16 protein-coding genes are annotated in these 19,464 nt (G+C 70.5%); 10 read left to right on the top strand and 6 right to left on the bottom strand.

The window, feature by feature from the left end:
- Positions 1 to 12 precede the first annotated feature (12 nt).
- The 3 genes from ACIBTS_RS27430 to ACIBTS_RS27420 are packed head-to-tail and all read left to right on the top strand — an operon-like array spanning position 13 to position 3,598.
- Entirely contained in the window at positions 13 to 2,058 is a 2,046-nt protein-coding gene (locus ACIBTS_RS27430) for a GMC family oxidoreductase (protein ID WP_399322862.1), read from the top strand.
- Positions 2,055 to 3,242: a ferritin-like protein gene (locus ACIBTS_RS27425; protein WP_399322861.1), complete on the top strand. Its 1,188-nt coding sequence runs from the start codon at positions 2,055 to 2,057 to the stop codon at positions 3,240 to 3,242. The genes ACIBTS_RS27430 and ACIBTS_RS27425 overlap by 4 nt, the downstream gene beginning before the upstream one ends.
- A complete protein-coding gene (locus tag ACIBTS_RS27420) occupies positions 3,239 to 3,598 on the top strand; it encodes an antibiotic biosynthesis monooxygenase family protein (protein ID WP_319673961.1) in 360 nt (119 codons plus the stop codon). The genes ACIBTS_RS27425 and ACIBTS_RS27420 overlap by 4 nt, the downstream gene beginning before the upstream one ends.
- Before the next feature lie 41 nt (positions 3,599 to 3,639).
- Here ACIBTS_RS27420 and ACIBTS_RS27415 read toward each other — a convergent pair whose 3' ends face one another.
- On the bottom strand, positions 3,640 to 4,569 hold the full coding sequence (locus tag ACIBTS_RS27415; protein ID WP_399322859.1) for an aminoglycoside phosphotransferase family protein: 930 nt from the start codon (positions 4,567 to 4,569) through the stop codon (positions 3,640 to 3,642).
- On the opposite strand from ACIBTS_RS27415, the gene ACIBTS_RS27410 reads away from it, so the two are divergent.
- The 3 genes from ACIBTS_RS27410 (at position 4,559) to ACIBTS_RS27400 (ending at position 10,041) form a co-directional block, all read left to right on the top strand.
- A complete protein-coding gene (locus tag ACIBTS_RS27410; protein WP_399322857.1) occupies positions 4,559 to 5,257 on the top strand; it encodes a rhomboid-like protein in 699 nt (232 codons plus the stop codon). The genes ACIBTS_RS27415 and ACIBTS_RS27410 overlap by 11 nt on opposite strands.
- A 9-nt stretch (positions 5,258 to 5,266) precedes the next feature.
- Entirely contained in the window at positions 5,267 to 6,676 is a 1,410-nt protein-coding gene (locus ACIBTS_RS27405) for an NAD(P)/FAD-dependent oxidoreductase (RefSeq protein WP_399322855.1), read from the top strand.
- 116 nt (positions 6,677 to 6,792) lie between these two features.
- Entirely contained in the window at positions 6,793 to 10,041 is a 3,249-nt protein-coding gene (locus tag ACIBTS_RS27400) for a Tat pathway signal protein (protein ID WP_399322854.1), read from the top strand.
- Between the two features lie 92 nt (positions 10,042 to 10,133).
- On the opposite strand, the gene ACIBTS_RS27395 is transcribed toward ACIBTS_RS27400, so the two are convergent.
- Together ACIBTS_RS27395 and ACIBTS_RS27390 are read right to left on the bottom strand one after the other, a co-directional pair.
- Positions 10,134 to 11,669 carry an MFS transporter gene (locus tag ACIBTS_RS27395; RefSeq protein ID WP_399322852.1) on the bottom strand — a complete coding sequence of 512 codons (1,536 nt, stop codon included), beginning with the start codon at positions 11,667 to 11,669 and terminating at the stop codon, positions 10,134 to 10,136.
- A gap of 44 nt (positions 11,670 to 11,713) precedes the next feature.
- The gene (locus tag ACIBTS_RS27390; RefSeq protein WP_399322850.1) at positions 11,714 to 12,697 is read right to left on the bottom strand and encodes a zinc-binding dehydrogenase; all 984 of its coding nucleotides are present in this window, start codon (positions 12,695 to 12,697) and stop codon (positions 11,714 to 11,716) included.
- 205 nt (positions 12,698 to 12,902) lie between these two features.
- Between ACIBTS_RS27390 and ACIBTS_RS27385 the strand changes: the two genes are divergently transcribed.
- Positions 12,903 to 13,610: a pentapeptide repeat-containing protein gene (locus ACIBTS_RS27385; RefSeq protein WP_399322848.1), complete on the top strand. Its 708-nt coding sequence runs from the start codon at positions 12,903 to 12,905 to the stop codon at positions 13,608 to 13,610.
- Positions 13,611 to 13,834: 224 nt separating this feature from the next.
- On the opposite strand, the gene ACIBTS_RS27380 is transcribed toward ACIBTS_RS27385, so the two are convergent.
- Entirely contained in the window at positions 13,835 to 14,335 is a 501-nt protein-coding gene (locus tag ACIBTS_RS27380) for a hypothetical protein (protein WP_334581276.1), read from the bottom strand.
- Positions 14,336 to 14,519: 184 nt separating this feature from the next.
- On the opposite strand from ACIBTS_RS27380, the gene ACIBTS_RS27375 reads away from it, so the two are divergent.
- Positions 14,520 to 15,962, top strand: coding sequence for a M1 family metallopeptidase (locus ACIBTS_RS27375; RefSeq protein ID WP_399322846.1), 1,443 nt, complete (start codon positions 14,520 to 14,522; stop codon positions 15,960 to 15,962).
- A 132-nt stretch (positions 15,963 to 16,094) separates the two neighbouring features.
- On the opposite strand, the gene ACIBTS_RS27370 is transcribed toward ACIBTS_RS27375, so the two are convergent.
- Positions 16,095 to 17,054 carry a GNAT family N-acetyltransferase gene (locus ACIBTS_RS27370; RefSeq protein ID WP_399322845.1) on the bottom strand — a complete coding sequence of 320 codons (960 nt, stop codon included), beginning with the start codon at positions 17,052 to 17,054 and terminating at the stop codon, positions 16,095 to 16,097.
- Positions 17,055 to 17,095: 41 nt separating this feature from the next.
- A complete protein-coding gene (locus ACIBTS_RS27365) occupies positions 17,096 to 17,995 on the bottom strand; it encodes an NAD(P)-dependent oxidoreductase (RefSeq protein ID WP_399322844.1) in 900 nt (299 codons plus the stop codon).
- A gap of 96 nt (positions 17,996 to 18,091) precedes the next feature.
- Between ACIBTS_RS27365 and ACIBTS_RS27360 the strand changes: the two genes are divergently transcribed.
- Positions 18,092 to 18,436 (top strand): helix-turn-helix domain-containing protein, encoded by a 345-nt coding sequence (locus tag ACIBTS_RS27360; RefSeq protein ID WP_319340687.1) that lies wholly within the window; start codon positions 18,092 to 18,094, stop codon positions 18,434 to 18,436.
- Between the two features lie 385 nt (positions 18,437 to 18,821).
- Positions 18,822 to 19,280 (top strand): MarR family winged helix-turn-helix transcriptional regulator, encoded by a 459-nt coding sequence (locus ACIBTS_RS27355; protein ID WP_399322842.1) that lies wholly within the window; start codon positions 18,822 to 18,824, stop codon positions 19,278 to 19,280.
- The last annotated feature ends 184 nt before the right edge of the window (positions 19,281 to 19,464 follow it).

Below are 19,464 nucleotides of genomic sequence, written 5' to 3'. Positions count from 1 at the left end.
CGAGGAAGCGCCATGAGCAACTCCACTCCCCCCGACTACGACGTGGTCATCGTCGGCGGCGGCATCTCCGGGGCCGTCGTAGCCAAGACGATCATCGAGCAGGTAGCCAAGCTGAAGGAGAAAGAGAAGAAACAAGAGAAGAAACAAGAGAAAAAAGGGAAGTCGGGGTTTCCCCGGATTCTGATTCTGGAGGCGGGCCGGGCCACGGCCCTCAGCGCCGACAAGTACGACAGCTATGTGGAGGCATACCACAATGCGCTGATCAAGGTGCCCAACGCGCCGTACCCAGCGAGCGTCAACGCGCCGCAGCCCGATGTGCTGGACATCAGGCCGCTCAAGGACGCGCAGGGGAACGCCCTGGTCGGCGACCAGGGGTACTTCGTGCAGATGGGACCGATGCCGTTCGGCAGCGACTACGCCCGCTCGCTGGGCGGTACCACCCTGCACTGGCTCGGCACCTGTCTGCGGATGCTGCCCAACGACTTCAAGATGCGTTCGACGTACGGGCGGGGCGTCGACTGGCCGTTGACGTACGAGGAGTTGAAGCCGTATTACGAGCGGGCCGAGTGGGACATCATCGGCGTCGCGGGAAACACGGAGCACCAGTACTACCCGGGCATCGGGGGAGATCCGAAGAAGTACTTCAAGACCACGGACCCGAAGAAGGAGCGGAACGGGGTTTATCTCTTCCCGATGGAGGAGATTCCGTCCAGCTATCTCGACCAGTACATCGACAAGGTCAGCGCCGGGCTGGTGGTCAAGCTGCCCGGCGAGAACAACCGCATCCACGAGTTCCCGATCAGGATCAGCAACACGCCGGTCGCCCGTAACTCGGTCCCGACGACCGACACGTACAAGATCGTCGGGGCGGCCGGGAACTCCGAGCGGGGGCAGCGCTGCGAGGGGAACTCCAGCTGTATCCCCATCTGTCCCGTGCAGGCCAAGTACAACGCGCTGAAGACCCTGTACGAGCTGATCGTCAAGTATCCCGACAAGTTGAGGGACAAGGAGCTGCCCGGGAGCAGGGCCCGGGTCGACATCCGCAGCCAGTCCGTCGTCATGGAGGTGGTGCACAGCAAGGGGGAGGGCGCGGCGAAGGGGAAGGTCACCAAGCTCAGGTACAAGACGTACTACGACGACGGCGGCAAGACGACGGATCACGAGGTGACCGCGCGCACCTACGTCCTGGCAGCCAACGCCATCGAGAACGCGACCCTGCTGCTCGCCTCCCACAATGCCGCCAACCGCAGCACGCAGGTCGGCAAGAACCTGATGGACCATCCGCTGCTGCTCACCTGGGGCCTGTTGCCGGAGAACGTCGGCGCGTACCGGGGTCCGGGGTCCACCTCCGGCATTCCCGCGTTCCGTGACGGCGACTTCCGCAAGGACCGCACCGGGTTCCGGGTGGAGATCGGCAACTGGGGCTGGAACTTCCCGGAGAACGCTCCGTACGACACCGTCCTCGATCTGGTCGGCGGCGGCCAGGACGGCATCGCGAAGCTGTACGGCAAGGAGTTGCGCAAGCAGATCGGCAAGATCGTGCCCCGGCAGTTCCGGATCGCGTGGGAGCTGGAGCAGGACCCCCAGTCGAGCAACCGCGTCACCATCGACAACCGGTACAGGGATCCGCTGGGCAAGCATCGTCCCGTCATCCACTACGACCTGTCGGACTATGTGAAGGCGGCGCTGCCCTGGGCGGCGGAGGCGAGCAGGCAGCTGTTCGAGAAGCTCGGCATGAAGAAGACGAAGGACACGGTGCGCCCCAATTACGTGACCGGCGACTACTCCCACTACGACGAGCGCCACTCCTCTGCTGTCACGTACGGCGAGCAGACGTACTGGGTGGCCGGCGCGGGCCATGTGGTGGGCACGCACCGGATGGGCGACGACCCGGACACCTCCGTCGTCGACAAGTACCAGCGCAGCCACGATCTGCCCAACCTCTTCGTGGTGGGCTGCGGCAGCATGCCGACGCTGGGCACCTCCAACCCGACGCTCACCATGACCGCTCTGGCCCTGCGCACAGGCGACGAGATCGCCAAGGAGCTGACCGCATGACCACCCCGCCAAGCCCGACGATCGGAACCCTCAAGGACCTCAAGGCCGCTCTGCAGCTGGCCGTCGGCCTGGAGCTCAGCACCATCCCCGTCTATCTGACCGCCCTGTACTCCATCAAGGAGGGCAGCAACGAGGACGCGGCGCAGACGATCCGCAGCGTGGTCATGGAGGAGATGCTCCACATGACGCTCGCGGCCAACGTCCTCAACGCCCTCGGCGAGCATCCGAGCGTCAAGCCCGTCGACTTCCTGAGCCACAAGGGCCTGAAGCCGGTCCCCGAGTACCGGTACACCAGCCCGGTGATCTCCGGTATCGGGGAGCTCGATCTGCTGCCGCTCTCGCCGAAGGCGGTGAACAGTTTCGTCACGATCGAGCACCCGCTGCACGGCGCGGCCAAGCTGAGCGACATCGACTGCACGAAGGACACCTTCCCCACCATCGGCGCGTTCTACGAGGCGATCAGGGGCGCGCTGAACAGCACGAAGATCTGCCCGAAGGCCGCCTTCAAGGCCGACTCGCCGCAGGTCAAGGACGGCGAGTACTACGGCGGCGCCGGCAGGGTCATCGTGGTGAAGGACCGTGGGAGCGCGCTGGCCGCCATCGACAAGATCGTGGAGGAGGGCGAGGGCCTGCCGACGAAGAAACTGAACGAGCAGGCCAAGCAGCTGCCTGTCGAGTCGGGGGACGAGCTCAACTCCGGCTGGAAGATGTACTCCCACTACGCACGCTTCCGTGAACTCCAGACCCGTCGGCGCTTCCGCACCGGCCAGCTGGCCAAGGAGACCCCCGCGGGCTCGCTGCTGCTGGTCGACTACGACGCGGTCCACCCGGCGGTGCACGTCCAGCGCAACGGCTCCACCACGGGCGGCTACGAGGGGGCCGCGCTGAACGAGTTCGACCTGGCGTACTCGCAGCTCGTCGACGACCTCTATCTCGCCTTCTCGGGCGGGAAGAAGAAGGTCACGTACACGATGGCCGGCAAGGTCGTCACCGATCTCAAGGATCCGTTTCCGCTTGCCGTGCACGGCATGTACGCGCTGAAGAACAAGGCCGTCGCCCTGATGCGCATGCCGAAACCGGGGGATCCCGGGCACACGCTGTGTCCGCGCTTCTTCTACGCGGACGCCGAGCAGCGCAGGAAGCTGAAGGACGAGATCGAGCGGATGAAGGGAGCGGTCCAGTGATCTCCATCGTCACGAAGTGGTGGCACGTCGAGGGCAAGCGCGACGAGGCCGTCGCCGCGCTGAAGGACCTGGTGGAGCAGGTGGAGCAGGGTGAGCCCGACACCTACATGTACTGCCTGCACACGGCCGTCGTGGACGGCTCGCTGCCGCCGCCGAACAAGAACGAGGTGATCTTCCTCGGCGCCTGGAAGGACCGCAAGGCGTTCGAGGACCATCGCGACGGCAAGCTCTTCCAGGACTGGCTGGCCAAGAACCTCCATCTCTTCGTGACGAACGGCGGAAAGCTGTACGTCAGCGCGGAGTTCGCCGACCGGTTCACGGGGTTCGTCCGGAAGCAGGCCGTCGGCAAGAAGTGAGGCAGCGAGTCAGGGAGTCAGGGAGTCAGGGAGTCAGGGAGTCAGCACATTCGCAGGAGGCGGGCGATCTCCAGTCGCTCCGCCTCCGGCGTCCGTCCGTCCTCGATCTCCCACAGGCAGTCCTGGAGGACACGCCCGAGGGTCCAGGCCCGTGCCCGCTCCCGGTCGAGTCCGAGGACGTCGGTCATCGCGTCGAAGCGCCATCGCACGTCGGCCGGGTCGTAGCGGTCGCCGAGGGCGGGCAGCAGTTCGAAGCCGGGGTCGCCGGCCAGTGGCTTGGGGTCGATGGCGAGCCAGGGGGCGCGGTCGGGGGCGGTGCGGTCCGGGGCCGTGCGGTCCGGGACGCCGGGGTCGGCGGCGAGGACGTTCTCGTAGTGCAGGTCCCAGTGCAGGAGCTGGTCGCCGGGCTCGGCGACGACCTCGCGTACCGCGGCCGCGCAGTCGGCGATCAGACGGGCGCCGTCCGGGTCGGGGATCCGCTCGAGGGCCCAGGGGGTCTGTTCCAGCATGGCCCCGGCGATGTCGCCCAGCCCGCGCAGGCCGGCCGGCGCCGGGAAGGCCGTCAGATGGGCCAGCAGATCGGCTATGACGAGCACCGCCTCGTGGACGTCGTCGACGTGGGACAGCATGCGGGCCGGGTCGAGGCGTTCGAGGAGCATCGTGCCCGTCGGCTCGTCGTGTCGTAGCAGCCGGACGGCCCGGTCGCCGTTCCAGATGCGCAGGGCGACCGGTTCGCCGGCGCTTTCCTCGTCGAGGATCTGGAGTTTGAGTGCGGCCCGCGTGCCGTCGGCGGCGGAGACGACCGGCAGGACGAGCGCGCTCACGCCGTGCATGGACGGACCGTCGACGCGCAGCTCCCAGCGGTCGAGGAACTCGCGCGCCAGGTCCGGCAGAGCGGCGATGAACTCCCGCCCCGCCGCGCCGTTGATCTTTACCTGTTCTGTCGCCAGTGCGTCCGGAATGTCGATCATCTCCCGGACAATACTGGGCTGCGTGAAACGGCTCAGCGGAGTTTCCGGCGTCCGTCGGACGGGGTGGGCGTATGTCCGCAGCGCGCCCGGCACGTATGTGTGGCTGACGATCCTGTTCTTCACCACGGTCGCCCTGCACCACATGTCACCGGAGTTCGAACAGGACTTCCTGCGGCAGCGGTCCACGAACATCCATGAGCTGTCCCGGCATCCGGTGCGGGTGCTGGTCGCCAGCGCGATGTGGATCGACGGCGGCCACTGGCTGCCGTACGTGGTGCTGTACTCCGTCTTCCACGCCCAGGTGGAGCGGTGGCTGGGGACCGCGCGCTGGCTGGCGGTGTGCGCGGCCGCGCATGTGCTGGCGACGCTGATCAGCGAGGGCGCGCTGGCCAGGGCGATCCGCGAAGGGCTCGCCCCGCGGTCCTCGGTCGACACCCTGGACGTCGGCGTGAGTTATGCGCTGGCGGGGGTGGCGGCGGTGCTCTTCCACCGGCTCCCCGCGCCGTGGCGGTACGGGTATCTCGCGGTCGTCCTGTTCGTCTACACCGTCCCGATGACCGCCGGGCCGACCTTCACCGACCTCGGGCACTTCGTCTCCGTGCTCATCGGACTCGCGTGTTATCCGCTGGCCAGAGGGCGCGGAAAGCTACGGAATCCGAAGGAGACGGCGGCCGTGCCGCCGGGTTAGCGTCCGGACATGAGCAGTGGTGCGGTGCGTGGCGTGGTCAATGGCGGCATCTCCTTCTGGTTCGCGGACAACGGCCTTCCGGCGGTGCGGGAGCCGCTCGCCGGTGACAGGTCCGCCGACGTCGTGATCGTCGGCGGCGGGTACACCGGGCTGTGGACGGCGTACTACCTGAAGAAGGCGGCGCCGCTCCTCGACGTCACCGTCCTGGAGCAGCGGTTCTGCGGCTACGGCGCCTCGGGGCGCAACGGCGGCTGGCTGTACAACGGCATCGCGGGCCGCGACCGGTACGCCGCCCTGCACGGACACGAGGCGGCCGTACGGCTGCAGCGGGCGATGAACGAGACGGTGGACGAGGTCGTCCGGGCGGTGGCGGAGGAGGGCATCGACGCGGACGTCCACCAGGGCGGGGTGCTGGAGGTGGCCCGGACGCCCGCGCAGCTGGCCCGCCTGAAGGACTTCCACGCGCACGAGCTGTCGTACGGGGAGCGGGACCGCGAGCTGTACGGCGCCCGGGAGACCGCCGAGCGGGTGCGGGTGGCGGGGGCCGTGGGGTCGAGCTGGACCCCGCACGGCGCGCGCGTGCACCCGGTGAAGCTGGTGAAGGGGCTGGCGGCGGCCGTCGAGGCGCTCGGGGTGACGATCCACGAGTCGACGCCGGTGACGGAGATCGCCGCCGGGCGGGCCGTGACGCCGTACGGCACCGTGCGGGCGCGGTATGTGCTGCGCTGCACGGAGGGCTTCACGGCCGCGTTGAAGGGCGAGAAGCGGACCTGGCTGCCCATGAACTCCTCGATGATCGCCACCGAGCCGCTCACGCCGGAGCAGTGGGCGACCGTCGGCTGGCAGGGGCGCGAGGCGCTGGGCGACATGGCGCACGCCTACCTGTACGCCCAGCGCACGGCCGACGGCCGCATCGCGCTCGGCGGGCGCGGGGTGCCGTACCGCTTCGGCTCGCGCACCGACAACGACGGGCGGACCCAGCCCGAGACGGTCCGGGCGCTGCGCGAGATCCTCGTCGCCTGCTTCCCGGCGCTGGCCGGGGTGCGCATCGACCATGCCTGGTCGGGGGTGCTGGGCGTGCCGCGCGACTGGTGCGCGACGGTGAGCTTGGACCGGGCGTCCGGCCTAGGCTGGGCGGGCGGTTACGTCGGCTCGGGCGTGGCCACCGCGAACCTGGCGGCCCGCACCCTGCGCGATCTGGTCCGGCTCGACTCGAAAGACGCGGGCGGCACCGAGCTGACCGCGCTCCCCTGGGTCGGTCACCAGGTCCGCAGATGGGAGCCGGAGCCGCTGCGCTGGCTGGGCGTACAGGGCATGTACGCCACGTACCGGGCGGCGGACCGCCGCGAGACGGAGCGACACGCGACCGAATCGTCACGGCTGGCCCGACTCGCGGACCGGGTGGCGGGCCGCCGCTGACGCACCGGTGGAACCCGCCTGTTCCTCCCCTCCCAGGCCCCTGGAAACCCGCGAGTGCTGTGTCGTACCTGTGTGCGACCATCGTCTCAACGGCCAATGATCCAGGGGGGATTCAGATGACCGACACGGATTCCTGTCCGCCTGCGAGACGGCGGCGAGCGGCCGCGCTGTCAGCTGCCGTCCCGCTGCTCGCCTCGCTGCTCGGCCTCACCGCGGCGGGCCCCGCCCAGGCCGACGATCCCGTCGACCCGGCGTGCACGCCGCTCGCCGCCGCGCCTTTCGGCGATCCGGGGGACGCCGTCGGCAAGGCGACCGTCGCACCTGACACGAGCGTCTGCTACACCGTCACCGTCGAGACGCCCGGCGCGTATCTGGCGCCGGCGGTGGACGGCTACGGCAACGCGATGACCAGGCAGCTGCTGGCCGCCGACGGCAGCCAAGTGGACTGTCAGGACGCGTACGCCACGAACGGCGTCTGCACGGTGCCCGCGGCGGGGCCGTACACGCTGAGGGTCTTCAACAGCGACTGGGAGAACAAGGACGCGTCGGTCGCCTTCGTGTCGCTCGGCTCGGCCAGGGGTTGCGCGGACCCCGTCGGTACGAACTGGGACCAGCCGGACGTCTCCCGTACGAGCGTGAGCCCCGTGGAGGTGGACTGCCAGCCGTTCGAGGGCCGGCGTGGCGAGCGGGTCCGGCTCACCTACGGGTCGAAGACGTACGGCGACTCCCTCGCCTGGATCACCGACGCGACCGGCGACCGCATCTGCGAGCGCTTCCCGGAGGACGGCGAGGACAGCTGCGTGCTGCCCGGCGACGGCCCCTACCGGGTGATCTCCCGCGTCTGGGGCCCGGAGCAGGCCTTCCCGCGCGAGTTCGCGGTGAAGGCGCGCCGGCTGAACGACCCGCAGGGCTGCATCACCGCTCCCGTCCGGCCCTATGGCCCGCTGGAGCGCCAGAACTTCGTCACCAACCCCTGCTACACGTTCACCGCCGGTGCGGCGGGCCCGTACACCGTGCACTACGTGAACGAGGAGCGGTCGTCCGGACCGGTCCGGGTGTACGACGCCGCCGGGCTGACCGTGTGCCGGTCAGGCGCCGACGACCCGTGCCGGATCCCGGCCGCGGGCACCTACACCGCCGTCCTCGACGGCGACTACCCCTACGCAGGGTCTCCGGCGGGCCTGGTCGTCCTCGACCGGGCGTCCGACGCCGGGTGCGTGGCGACCGGGACGGGCTTGCACAAGGGGGAGTTGAGCACGGTGGGGCAGTACGACTGCCTCGCGCCGGCCGTTCCGCAGGGCGCGCGGATCGCCGCGCTCACCCCGCTCTCCTCGGCCGGCGTTGACGCCGACGTGGAGGTCGTCGACGCCCACGGCGCCCCGCAGTGCGATGCGGAGCAGCTCGCCGGCGGCGACTGCGCGCTCACCGGCACGGCGCCCTATCGGGCGCTGGTGCACACCGACGACGACGGCGACGACGCCACGGGCGCCTACGCCGTCGCCTTCCACCGTACCGACACCCCCGGCGACTGCCCCGTACTGCCCTCCGGCAGTTTCACCCCCGACGGTGCGAAGGCCACGTTCGGCACGGGCGACGGCGTCTTCTCGCAGTGTCTGAGCATCCCGGCGAATGCCCACTCGGCCGCCGAGATCCTTCAGTTGGTCGCCACCTCGGGGACTGCGGCCGCCCATCTCTCGGTGGTGGACTCCACGGGCAAGAAGGTCTGCGAGCGCCCGGCGACCACCAACGGCTGGACACTCTGCTCGCTGACCCCGGGCAAGGCCCACACGGTGCTGGTGACCGGCCGGGACCAGGCCGCCGCCTACACCTTGACCAGGCGCGACATCACCGCAACCGCCTCTTCCGCGGGCTGTGCGAGGACCGCGGCGACCAAGGTGGGTGGGGTGTCGCTGAAGAGCGTGGCCGGCGCCCCCGGCACCCTCACCTGCCATCAGGTCACCACCGGCGCTGCCACCGACGTGCTGCACGTGAACGTGCGTGACGCGCTGGGCACGGCCAACTCGGCCGTCGTGGGCGGCAACGGCGTCATGGAGTGCGCCTTCCGCAACGTCTCCTGTGCGGTCACCGGCTCCACCACCCACCAGGTGCTCGTACAGACCCCGGTCACGCTGAAGGCCGCGCCCGAGTACCGTCTGGACGCCCTGCGCATCGCGACCGCGGACGGTCCGGCACCCGAGTGCACCCGGGTCCCGTCGGTCGCGTACGGCTACGGGCCGGTCACCGGCACCCTCGACGAGGCCCACAGCGCGGTCTGCGCGGTACTGCCGACCGACGGCTTCGACCGGTTCTCCGCCGACATCAAGGACACCTCCGGCGCCACGACGACGGCGGTGCCCGCTCTCTACAACACCAAGTGGGCCAACGGCTGCCAGCAGGGGAGCGACGGCTACGCGTGTGCCGTGAACTCCGACTACGGGCCCAGCCCGACCGTGTTCGTGCTCGGCCTTCCCGACAAGGCGTCCAGCACCTCCTACAGGGCTCAGCTGACCTGCTCCTTCTCCCTGCCGTGCGGCCCCGACAACATGAGGCCCACCGGGGTGAGTCCCGACAGCGGGTCCGCCGGACGCAAGGTCACGCTCACGGTGACCGGTACGGCACTCGCCCCGGACTCCGTCGTCCAGCTGCGCGACGGCAACACCAAGCTGATTGCCACGACGGTGTCGGTGTCCCCTGACTACCGCACGCTGACCGCGACCCTCGATCTGACCACTGTGAACCCGGGTACCACCTGGAGCGTCAGCGTGGTCGGGCGCGGCGTCGAGTTCCTGCTGAACGACGTCTTCACCGTGATCCCGCCCGCCCTGGCGAACGTCGTAGCCCCCAAGGTGACCGGCACGGCCAAGGTGGCCGCCAAGGTCACTGCCTCGCCGGGCAACTGGTCGGCGGCGCCCACGTCGTACGCCTACCAGTGGAAGGCCGACGGCAAGGTGATCGCGGGGGCGACCGCGTCGTCGTACAGCCTGCCCGCGTCGCTGCTCGGCAAGAAGCTCACCGTGACCGTCACCGCGGTCAGGAGCGGCTGGACGGGCGCGTCCGCGACCTCGGTCGCGGTGACCGTCGCCCCGGGTGACGCCCCCAGGGCGACCAAGGCACCGGTGATCAGCGGCACGGCCAAGGTCGGCAGAACGCTTAAGACGGCCAACGGGACCTGGAGCCCGGCGGCGACGTCGTACACGTATCAGTGGTACGCGAACGGCAAGGCGATCAGCGGGGCGACCAAGTCGTCGCTCGTACTGAAGGCGGCGCAGAAGAGCAAGAAGATCACCGTGAAGGTGACCGCGCGCCGTACGGGGCACAAGGACGGAGCGGCGGTGAGCGCGGCGACGCATGCGGTCGCCGGGTGACCTGTCGCCGGTGATCTGCTGTCACGAGTGAGGGAGAGAGAGGGGCGGCCGTCGTGCCGCCCTCTCTCTGCTCCCCTTCCGCGTCCGGGTGTTCAGTTCACCGACTCCGGTACGGCCTCGCGGGCCGGGACGTCGTGTTTCGGGGGCTTGGCCGTCACCATCAGGCCCGCGACCAGGCCGGCCAGGAGCATGATGCCGGCGGCCCACCAGATGGCGACCGTGTAGCCGTGCACCGTGCCCACCGCCGCGACCTGCGCCCTGCGGGCGGGGCCGGTCAGATGGGCGGCGATGTAGGCGGCGCTGCTGGTGGTGGCGATCGTGTTGAGCAGGGCCGTGCCGATGGAGCCGCCGACCTGCTGGGCGGTGTTGACGGTGGCGGAGGTGACGCCGGCGTCGTGCGGGGCGACCCCGGCGGTGGCCGTGGAGAAGACCGGCATGAACGTCAGGCCCATGCCGAGACCCATCAGGAGCAGCGCGGGCAGGATCTCGGTGGCGTAGGCCGAGTCCACCGTCATCCGGGTGAGGATCACCATGCCGCCCGAGGCGAGGACCATGCCGGGGACCATCAGCATGCGCGGCGGCACGCGGTTCATCAGCCGGGCCGAGATCTGGGTGGAGCCGATGATGATCGCGAGGGTGAGGGGGAGGAAGGCGAGGCCGGTCCTCACGGGGGAGTAACCGAGGACGACCTGTAGGTAGTAGGTCATGAACAGGAACAGGCCGAACATGCCGATGACGGCCAGCCCCATGGTCAGGAAGCAGCCCGCGCGGTTGCGGTCCTTGACGATGTGCAGGGGGAGAAGGGGGCTGGGAGCCCTGGTCTGCCACCACACGAAGGCCGTGAGCAGGACCACTCCGACCGCGAACAGGGACAGCACGAACGGGTCGCTCCAGCCGCGCGGCTCGGCCTCGCTGAAGCCGTAGACGATCGCGACCAGGCCGCCGCAGCCCAGCAGCACACCGGGTACGTCGAGGCGGGCGCCCGGGTGGCCGGGACGGCTGTGCAGCAGGGCGGACGCGCCGAACACGGCGACGATCGCGATGGGCACGTTGACGTACAGGCACCAGCGCCAGTTCAGGTACTCGGTGAGCAGCCCGCCGACGATGAACCCGATCGCCGAGCCGCTGCCGGCCAGGGCGCCGTAGATGCCGAACGCCTTGCCGCGTTCCTTGGGGTCGGTGAACGTCGTCGTCAGCAGCGACAGCGCCGACGGGGCGAGTACGGCGGCGAAGGCGCCCTGGAGGGCGCGGGCGCCGAACAGCATCCCGGGGCTGACGGCCGCGCCGCCGAGCGCCGAGGCGGCGGCGAAGCCGATCAGCCCGATGACGAAGGTGCGTTTGCGGCCCACCAGGTCGGCGATGCGGCCGCCCAGCAGCAGCAGGCCGCCGAAGGCGAGGGTGTAGGCGGTGATGACCCACTGGCGGGTGCCGTCGGACATGCCCAGGTCGCGCTGGGCGGAGGGGAGCGCGATGTTCACGATCGTCACGTCCAGGACGACCATCAGCTGGGCGAGCGCGATGATCACCAGACCCCACCAGCGGTGGGGGTCCGGCTGCTGCGGCTCCGGCTGCGACTCCGGTTCCGGGTCCGGTTCCGTCGAGGGTTCACCTGTATGGGTGCCACTCATCAGCCCAGAAGACCACGAATCGTGGCGTAATGCATCCCCCGTGGTCACGGCATCAGCACCACCTTCCCGGTGGTTCCGCGCGACTCCAGGGCGCGGTGTGCGGCGGCCGCCTCGGCGAGCGGGAACGCCTGCACGGCCGGGGTGAGCCGGCCGGCGGCGGCTTCGGCGAGGGCGCGCAGTTCGAGGGCGCGGAGACCGCCGGCCTTCTCGATCATCACGGGCCCGAGGACCGACTGGGAGACGCCCTCGACGAAGTGGCCCTTTCCGTGGCGGATGCCCTCCGCCGACCAGCCGAAGACGAGGTGGGCGCCCAGGGGAGCGTCGGGGCCGAGGAGGGCGACGGCCTCGCGGGCGACCTCCCCGCCCACCCCGTCGAAGACGACCGTGGCGGCCCGGCCGCCCAGGTGGGCTCGGACCTTGGCGGGCCAGGTGGTGTCCGTGTAGTCGACGGCGAGGTCGGCGCCGTTGGCCGCGACCTGGGCTGTCTTGCGGGGTCCCCCGGCCAGTCCGACGACGGTCGCGCCCGCGTTCTTCGCGTACCGCACGAGGAGCGTGCCGATGCCGCCGGCGGCCGCCGGCACCACGGCGACGGAGTCGGGTCCGAGCTCGGCGAACTGCAGGATCCCCAGCGCGGTCCGGCCCGTGCCGATCATCGCGACGGCCTGGGCGGCGTCCAGGTTCGCCGGGATCTCGTGGAGGCGGTCGACGTCGGTGACGGCGAGCTCCGCGTACCCTCCGGGCGCGAAGCCGAGATGGGCGACGACGCGCTTGCCGAGCCAGGTGCCGGGCGCTCCCTCGCCGAGCGCCTCGACGACGCCGGCGACCTCGCGGCCGGGGATCGTGGGCAGCGTCGTCGGCACGGGGGCGGGGCCGCCCCGCAGGCCCTCGCGCAGGGCGGTGTCCAGGAGGTGGACGCCTGCGGCCTCGACGGCGACCCGGACCTGGCCGGGGCCGGGCACGGGGTCGTCGACCTCCTCGAGGAGGAGGTTCTCGGCGGGGCCGAAGGCGTGGAGGCGGATGGCGTACATGCGGGTCCCCCGGTGGGTGTCGCGGGCCTGGGTGTGGGTTGGGTGGTGGGTGGTGGGTGGTGGGTGGGTGGTGGGTGGTGGGTGGTGGTCGGAGTGGCTCCAGCCTTCAACCTCAAGGTTGGTTGAGGTCAAGGGGGCGGTGGGCAGTGGGCAGGGGATGAGGGGCTGTGGGGGATTGTCAGTGGTGGGGTGCAGCATGGGGGACATGGCGAGGACACGGGCCGGCAGGACCGGCGGGACGAGTGGGACGAGCGGGGCCGGGGCGGTGAAGGGCGCGCGGCGTCCCGAGCTGCGGCTGCCGGCGCTGGAGCCGTACGGGGGCGGCGAGCTGGAGCCCGAGGGGGACTACGACGGCGTGGAGTTCGGCGAGCTGGACCTCGCCGGGCAGGACGGCGCGGGCGCCCGCTTCATGGACTGCGCCCTGAGAGGCTGCGCGCTGGACGAGACCCGGCTGCGTCACAGCCGGTTCCTCGACTCGGTCCTCACCGGCGTACGGGGCGTCGGCACGGACCTGGCGGAGGCCACCCTGCGCGACGTCGAGCTGGTCGACGCCCGCCTGGGCGGCACCCAGTTGTACGGTGCCGTCCTGGAACGGGTCGTGATCCGCGGCGGCAAGATCGACTACCTGAACCTGCGGCAGGCGCGGCTGCGGGACGTCGTCTTCGAGGGCTGCGTCCTGGTCGAACCGGACTTCGGCGGCGCCCGCCTGGAGCGCGTCGAGTTCGTCGACTGCGCCCTGAAGGCGGCCGACTTCACCGCCGCGACCTTGACGGACGTGGACCTGCGCGGCGCCGCGGAACTGGGCCTCGCGGGCGGCGTGGACCGCCTGCGGGGCGCGGTGATCAACGCGTCCCAACTGCTGGACCTGGCACCGGTGTTGGCGGCGGAGCTGGGGATCAGAGTGGAGGGCTGAGAGGGCTGGCGTAAGGCACCGGGGACTGCTCGGGGTGGGCGGCCGGCGGTTGGCGCTCGGGGGGCTGGCGGTCGGCAGATGGGAGTCGGCGGCTGGCGGTCGGCGGTCGGCGGTCGGGAGCCGGAGGCCGGGGGCTGACGGTCGGCGGTCGGGAGTCGGAGGCCGGGGGCTGGCGGTCGGGAGCCGGAGGCCGGGGAGAGGGGCGGGCACCCGGGGCCGGGGGGCTACTTGAGGCGGGGGAAGCGTGCCTGCAGTGTCCAGATCGCCGGGTTCTCGCCCAGGTCCTCGTGCAGGTCGATCAGGTCGGCGAGGAGGTCGTGCAGGAAGTCGCGTGCCTCGCGGCGGAGTTCGGCGTGGGAGAAGGTGAGCGGGGGCTCCTCCGCCGGCATCCAGTCGGCCTCGATGTCCACCCAGCCGAAGCGGCGCTCGAACAGCATGCGGTCGGTGGACTCGGTGAAGTCCAGTTCGGCGTACTGGGGGCGGGAGGCACGGGAACCGGCAGGGTCCTGGTCGATCCGCTCGACGATGTCGCACAGCGCCCACGCGAAGTCCAGCACCGGCACCCATCCCCAGGCTGTGGACACCTCGCGGTCGGCCTTGGTGTCGGCGAGGTAGACGTCGCCGCAGAACAGGTCGTGGCGCAGGGCGTGGACGTCCGCGCGGCGGTAGTCCGTCTGCGGCGGGTCCGGGAAACGGTTGGAGAGGGCGTAGCCGATGTCGAGCACGTAGGCGATGGTGTCACGCCCCCGCACCCACCCGACGGCTCCGGTGCCTGGGCCGACGATCGCGGTGCCTGGGGCCGACGGCTCCGGGACGCGGCCCGACGATCCCGCTGCGTGGCCCGACGGCTCCGGTGCCCGGCCCGACATTCCCCGCGCCCGGCCCGGCCGTCCCCATAAGATCGCTGACATGTCCCGATCCGTACGCCTTGTACCGACCGCTGCGTTACTGGCCGTGGCCCTGACCCTGACCTTCGCCTTGACCGCGTGCGACGACGACGCGGACACCGAGGGCCCGTCAGGCGCGCCGGGCCTGAGCGACCCGTACTTCCCGAAGGCGGGCAACGGCGGCTACGACGTCTTCCACTACGGCCTCACCCTCGCCTACACCCCCGACGGCAACCGCCTCACCGGCACCGCCGCCATCACGGCCCGCGCGACGGAGGACCTCGCCGCCTTCGACCTGGACCTGGCGGGCATGGAGGTCGAGAAGGTGACCGTCGAGGGCGGCACGGCCGAGTACGAGCGGGACGGCGAGGAGCTGACCGTCCGCCCGGCCGACGCACTCGCCGAGGGCGAGACCTTCCAGGTCCAGGTCCGCTACTCCGGCAGCCCGCGCACGATCACCGACCCGGACGGTTCGAAGGAGGGCTGGCTGCGCACCGCGGACGGCGCCCTCGCCCTCGGCGAACCGACGGGCTCCATGGCCTGGTTCCCCGGCAACCACCACCCCGCGGACAAGGCGTCGTACGACGTCACGGTGACCGTTCCGAAGGACCTGACGGCCGTCTCCAACGGCGAGCTGAGGAGCGAGCGGACGACGGCGGACGGCCGCCGAACCTTCGCCTGGCACACCGCGGAGCCGATGGCGAGCTACGTGGCGACCCTCGCGATCGGCCGCTACACCATCACCCGCTCCACCGTCCCCGGTTCCTCACCGGAGGAGGACGAGCTGCCGGTTTACGTCGCGGTCGACCCGACGCAGACGGCCGCGAGCCGCAAGGTGCTCGCCCGGCTCCCCGAGGTCATGAAGTGGGCGCAGGACAGCTTCGGCCCGTACCCCTTCTCCTCCACCGGCGCGATCGTCGACCGCCCCGAGGACGCCGACTACGCCCTGGAGACCCAGAACCGCCCCGTCTTCAACGGCGCCCCCGCCATCGAGTTGCTCGTCCACGAGACCGCCCACCAGTGGTTCGGCGACTCCGTAACCCCGAAGAGCTGGCAGGACATGTGGCTCAACGAGGGTTTCGCGACCTACGCCGAGTGGCTGTGGACGGAGGAAGACGGCGGCGCCACGGCCGAGGAGACGTTCACGGAGCTGTACGACCACGGCGAGGACGACTACGAGGACCTGTGGGCCGTCCCGCCCGCGAAGCCCACGAGCGCCGCCCACATCTCCGACGAGGACACCGTGTACCAGCGCGGCGCGATGGTGATCCACCGCATCCGCCAGGCCGTCGGCGACGACGACGTCTTCTACGACATCGTCCAGGGCTGGGCGGCCGCCCACCGCCACGGCAACGCGGACACGGACGCGTTCACGGCCTACGTCGAAAAGGCGGCGCCGGACACGGACTTCGACGAGATCTGGACGGACTGGCTGCACGGGAAGGGCAAGCCGGCCCGCCCGTGAGGGAGGGCGAAGGGGGGAGAGGAGACGCCCGGCTCACGCCCGGCTCACGCCCGGCTCACGCCCGGCTCACGCCCGGCTCACGCCCGGCTCACGCCCGGCTCACGCCCGGCTCACGCCCGACTCAAGCCCGGCTCACGCCCGGAGGGCACCCGTCTCCCACTGCTCCAGCAGCCGCCCGAGATCGGGCGGCCACACCGGCTCGGCGGCCGTGCGCAGCTCTTCCCGGCTCCACCAGCGCCAGCCGAGGATGCCGTCCGTGGCGTGGGCGGCCGCGAGGTCGGAGCCGGTGGGTTCGCGGCGCGGACCGGCGGTGACGAAGATGTGATCGTGCTGCCGGACGAGGATGCCGACGCGGGTGAACTCGTGCGCCCAGGTGCACAGCAGGGGCCCGGGCTCCAGATCCGTCCACCCGGTCTCCTCGCGCAGCTCACGCAGGGCGCCCTCGCGCGGCGACTCCCCTTCCTCCAACCCGCCCCCGGGCAGCGCCCAGTGGAAGCCGTCCTCGACGTTGTAGTACTGGAAGAGCAGAACGGCCCCGCCGGGGTCGACGACGGCGACGCGTCCGGCAAGGCGGTCCTTGCTGAGCGGCTTGCGCAACACGGCGCAGGGCCGCCCGAGTTGGAGATCGGCGCGATGCCCGATGACCTCGTATCCGAGGGCGGTCCAGAAGGCGAGCCCCTTGATATTGACGTCGAGCACGGCAAGCCGCACGGCGCTGCGGCCCTGCGCCCGGAACCGCTCCTCGACCCGTTCGACGATCCGCCGCCCGACCCCCTGCCCCTGCACCCCCGCGTCGACGATCAGCAACCCGATCCAGGGGTCGGGATCGGCGGGGTCGGGATGCCGGGCCAGCGTGATCACCACCCCGACCAGTCGCCCTTGGCTCCGTGCGAGCAGCACCTCGACGTCCGGATTCGCCAACTCCTCCGCGAGCGCCGCCGCCACCTGCTCCGGACGGATGTCGTCGGCGTCGGGAAAGTCACCGCTGAGCGCCTGGAACTCGTGCTGGGAGGCGTAGAGAGCGGCGAGTTCGGTGAGGAGGAGGCCGGGGATGTCGTGGTCGGGGGTGAGGGGGAGGGGGTCGAGGCGCATGGCCGCAGGCTAGCCCCTGCCCTGCTCGTGGATCCTGCCGTTCAGCGCACCAACAGGTCGATCACGCCGGTCAGATCCTCCTCGCCGCTGCTTTCGGCCAGGCGGCGGCGCATCAGGGCGAAGTAGGGGCTGAGGAGTTCGGGACTGACGCCCTGTTGTTCCGCGGTTCTCAGGAACGTCGGCGTTCCGGCCACCTGCATGGCGAGACCCGACACCACGCCGTTGGTGTAGTCGCCGCTGCGCAACTGCTCGGCGGTCCGATGGACCGTCGGGGCCATCGCGACGAGCCAGTCGGCGAGCAGCGGGGCGAGCGTCGCGGGGTCGATGTCCTCCTTGCGGATCAGGGCGAAGGCGTGGGCGACGCCGGCGAACATCCCGTACATGGCGCTGAGCAGGGCCACGTCGTGCAGTGCCGCGAAGCCCGCGTTCTCGCCGACGTAGGCGGTGCGGGCCGGGACGTCCAGGGTCTGCCGGTGCTGCTCGAACGCGTCCCGGGAGCCGCTGTAGAAGACGTATCCGCCGGCCTCGGGGACACCGATCATCGGCGGTACGGCCATGATCCCGCCGTCCAGGTAGCGGGCGCCGCACGTGCGGGCCCACTGCGCGCGGGCGCGGGCCTGGGCGGGGGTGCTCGTGGTGAGGTTGACCAAGTCCTTGCCGGCCAGGTCGGCGCCGGTCAGAGCCTCGTCGACCGAGGCGTCGTCCAGCAGGCAGACGACGACGAGGGTGCTCGCGGTGACTGCCTCGGCGACGCTCTGCGCGACTCGCGCGCCCTCGGGGGCGAGTGCTGCGGCGCGGGCAGAGGTGCGGTTCCAGACCGTGATCGGGTGACCGGCGGCGAGCCAGGCACGGGCCAGTGCGGCGCCCATCGCGCCGAGGCCCAGCAACGTGACGGGTGTTTTCTCGACGAGGGAGTTCTTCTCAACTGGGGTGAGTGGCATGCCGGTTAGGCTGGCCGGAGGCCTGAAGGCGATCAAGTACGCACTTCCCGGTAGGCGGTTACCCCGGGGCAAGCGAACAGGTCAGGAGGATGGGTCATGACGACGCTGAACCGGCCGGGTGCACCGGACGGACACGTCTGCGGGATCGACGCCGCGATGGAGGTGATCGGCGGGAAATGGAAGGTGCTGATCCTCTGGGCGCTTCACGAGCAGCCCCACCGCCGATTCGGCGAACTGCGCCGACTGCTCCCCGGCGTCACCGAGAAGGTGCTCGCCTCCCACCTGCGCGAGATGGAAGCCGACGGCATCGTCCACCGCGCGTCCTACGACGAGGTGCCGCCCCGAGTCGAGTACTCCCTGACCGAGAACGGCGTCTGCCTCAACACCGCACTCGAACCACTGGCGGCCTGGGGGCGTGAGCGCCGGACCCCTCAACCTTGAAAGCCCTGCCGTCCTACCTGGGTACGCTCTCGAAGGGCGGATACCAGGGCTCGTACTCCGGCACCTCGATGTGGGGCATGTGCTGGTGGAAGAGGCCTTCGAGAATCTCGCGCCGACCCTTGAGGTAGTCGTGCTCCGTCCTGAATGGCCTGGAAGTAGGACTGGAGCGCTTCGTCATCGAGGGGCGCCGGTGCTTCAGCGGTGCACTGGGGCGCCTCCCATCCGAAAATGAGTCCGGCCAGTACTACAGCCGGTGGTTTCACGGTGAGTGGCGAGTAGGCGATCTCTCGGACGAGTCGACCGGTACACCCTTGACCTCAAGTCCAGTTGAGTTTTTATGGTCGATCTCGTCGAACCGATTCAGACAACGGCAGGGATCCCGGTCATGGAGTACTCGCACAGCGACACAGACCTGATCAAGCAGCCCATCGGCTACTGGAGCTGGGCGGCCTATAAGGCCGTCATCGACCGCACTCGGGCCGCCCTCGCCGGGATCGGCACCACTCAACCGCAGTGGTGGGCCCTCGCGCAGGTGGCAAGCGCCGACACCGTCAAGACCCGTGACGAAGTGTCCCGCCTCCTTCGGGACTACCTCGACGTCGGCCCGGAATCCATGGAGTCGGAGATCGATACGATCATCGCCCAGGGCTGGATCACCGAGGATGCCGAGGGACGCCTGGGCATCACGGCTGAGGGCAGGGCGTTCTACGGCAAGGCCGCGGCCCTTCAGGGCGAGCTCTGGGCGGAACGGCACGCGGACATCTCCGACGAGGAGTACCTGATCACCCTCAAGGTGCTGCAGCGGTTCATCCACAACACGGGCGGGCGAGCTTGGCACCACTAGTGTTACGCCGGTGTTTCACGGTGAGTGAGCTGGGGCAGGGTGGTGACGTCTCGCTCGGGTTCTACCTCGAACGGCCCGCGTACCTCTCCCTGGCCCTGGTCACCTGCTCCCCCAACCGTGCGGCGCCGGAACCGCCGTGCCCCGCCGGTCACGGCGACACGCGGAGGAGGTGACGGTTCAGACC

It is taken from the genome of Streptomyces sp. NPDC050121 (assembly GCF_044460385.1).
GTDB classification, from domain to species: domain Bacteria; phylum Actinomycetota; class Actinomycetes; order Streptomycetales; family Streptomycetaceae; genus Streptomyces; species Streptomyces soliscabiei.
The sequence above is the reverse complement of the archived record's forward strand: the minus strand, read 5'-3'. Positions and strand labels throughout refer to the sequence as shown.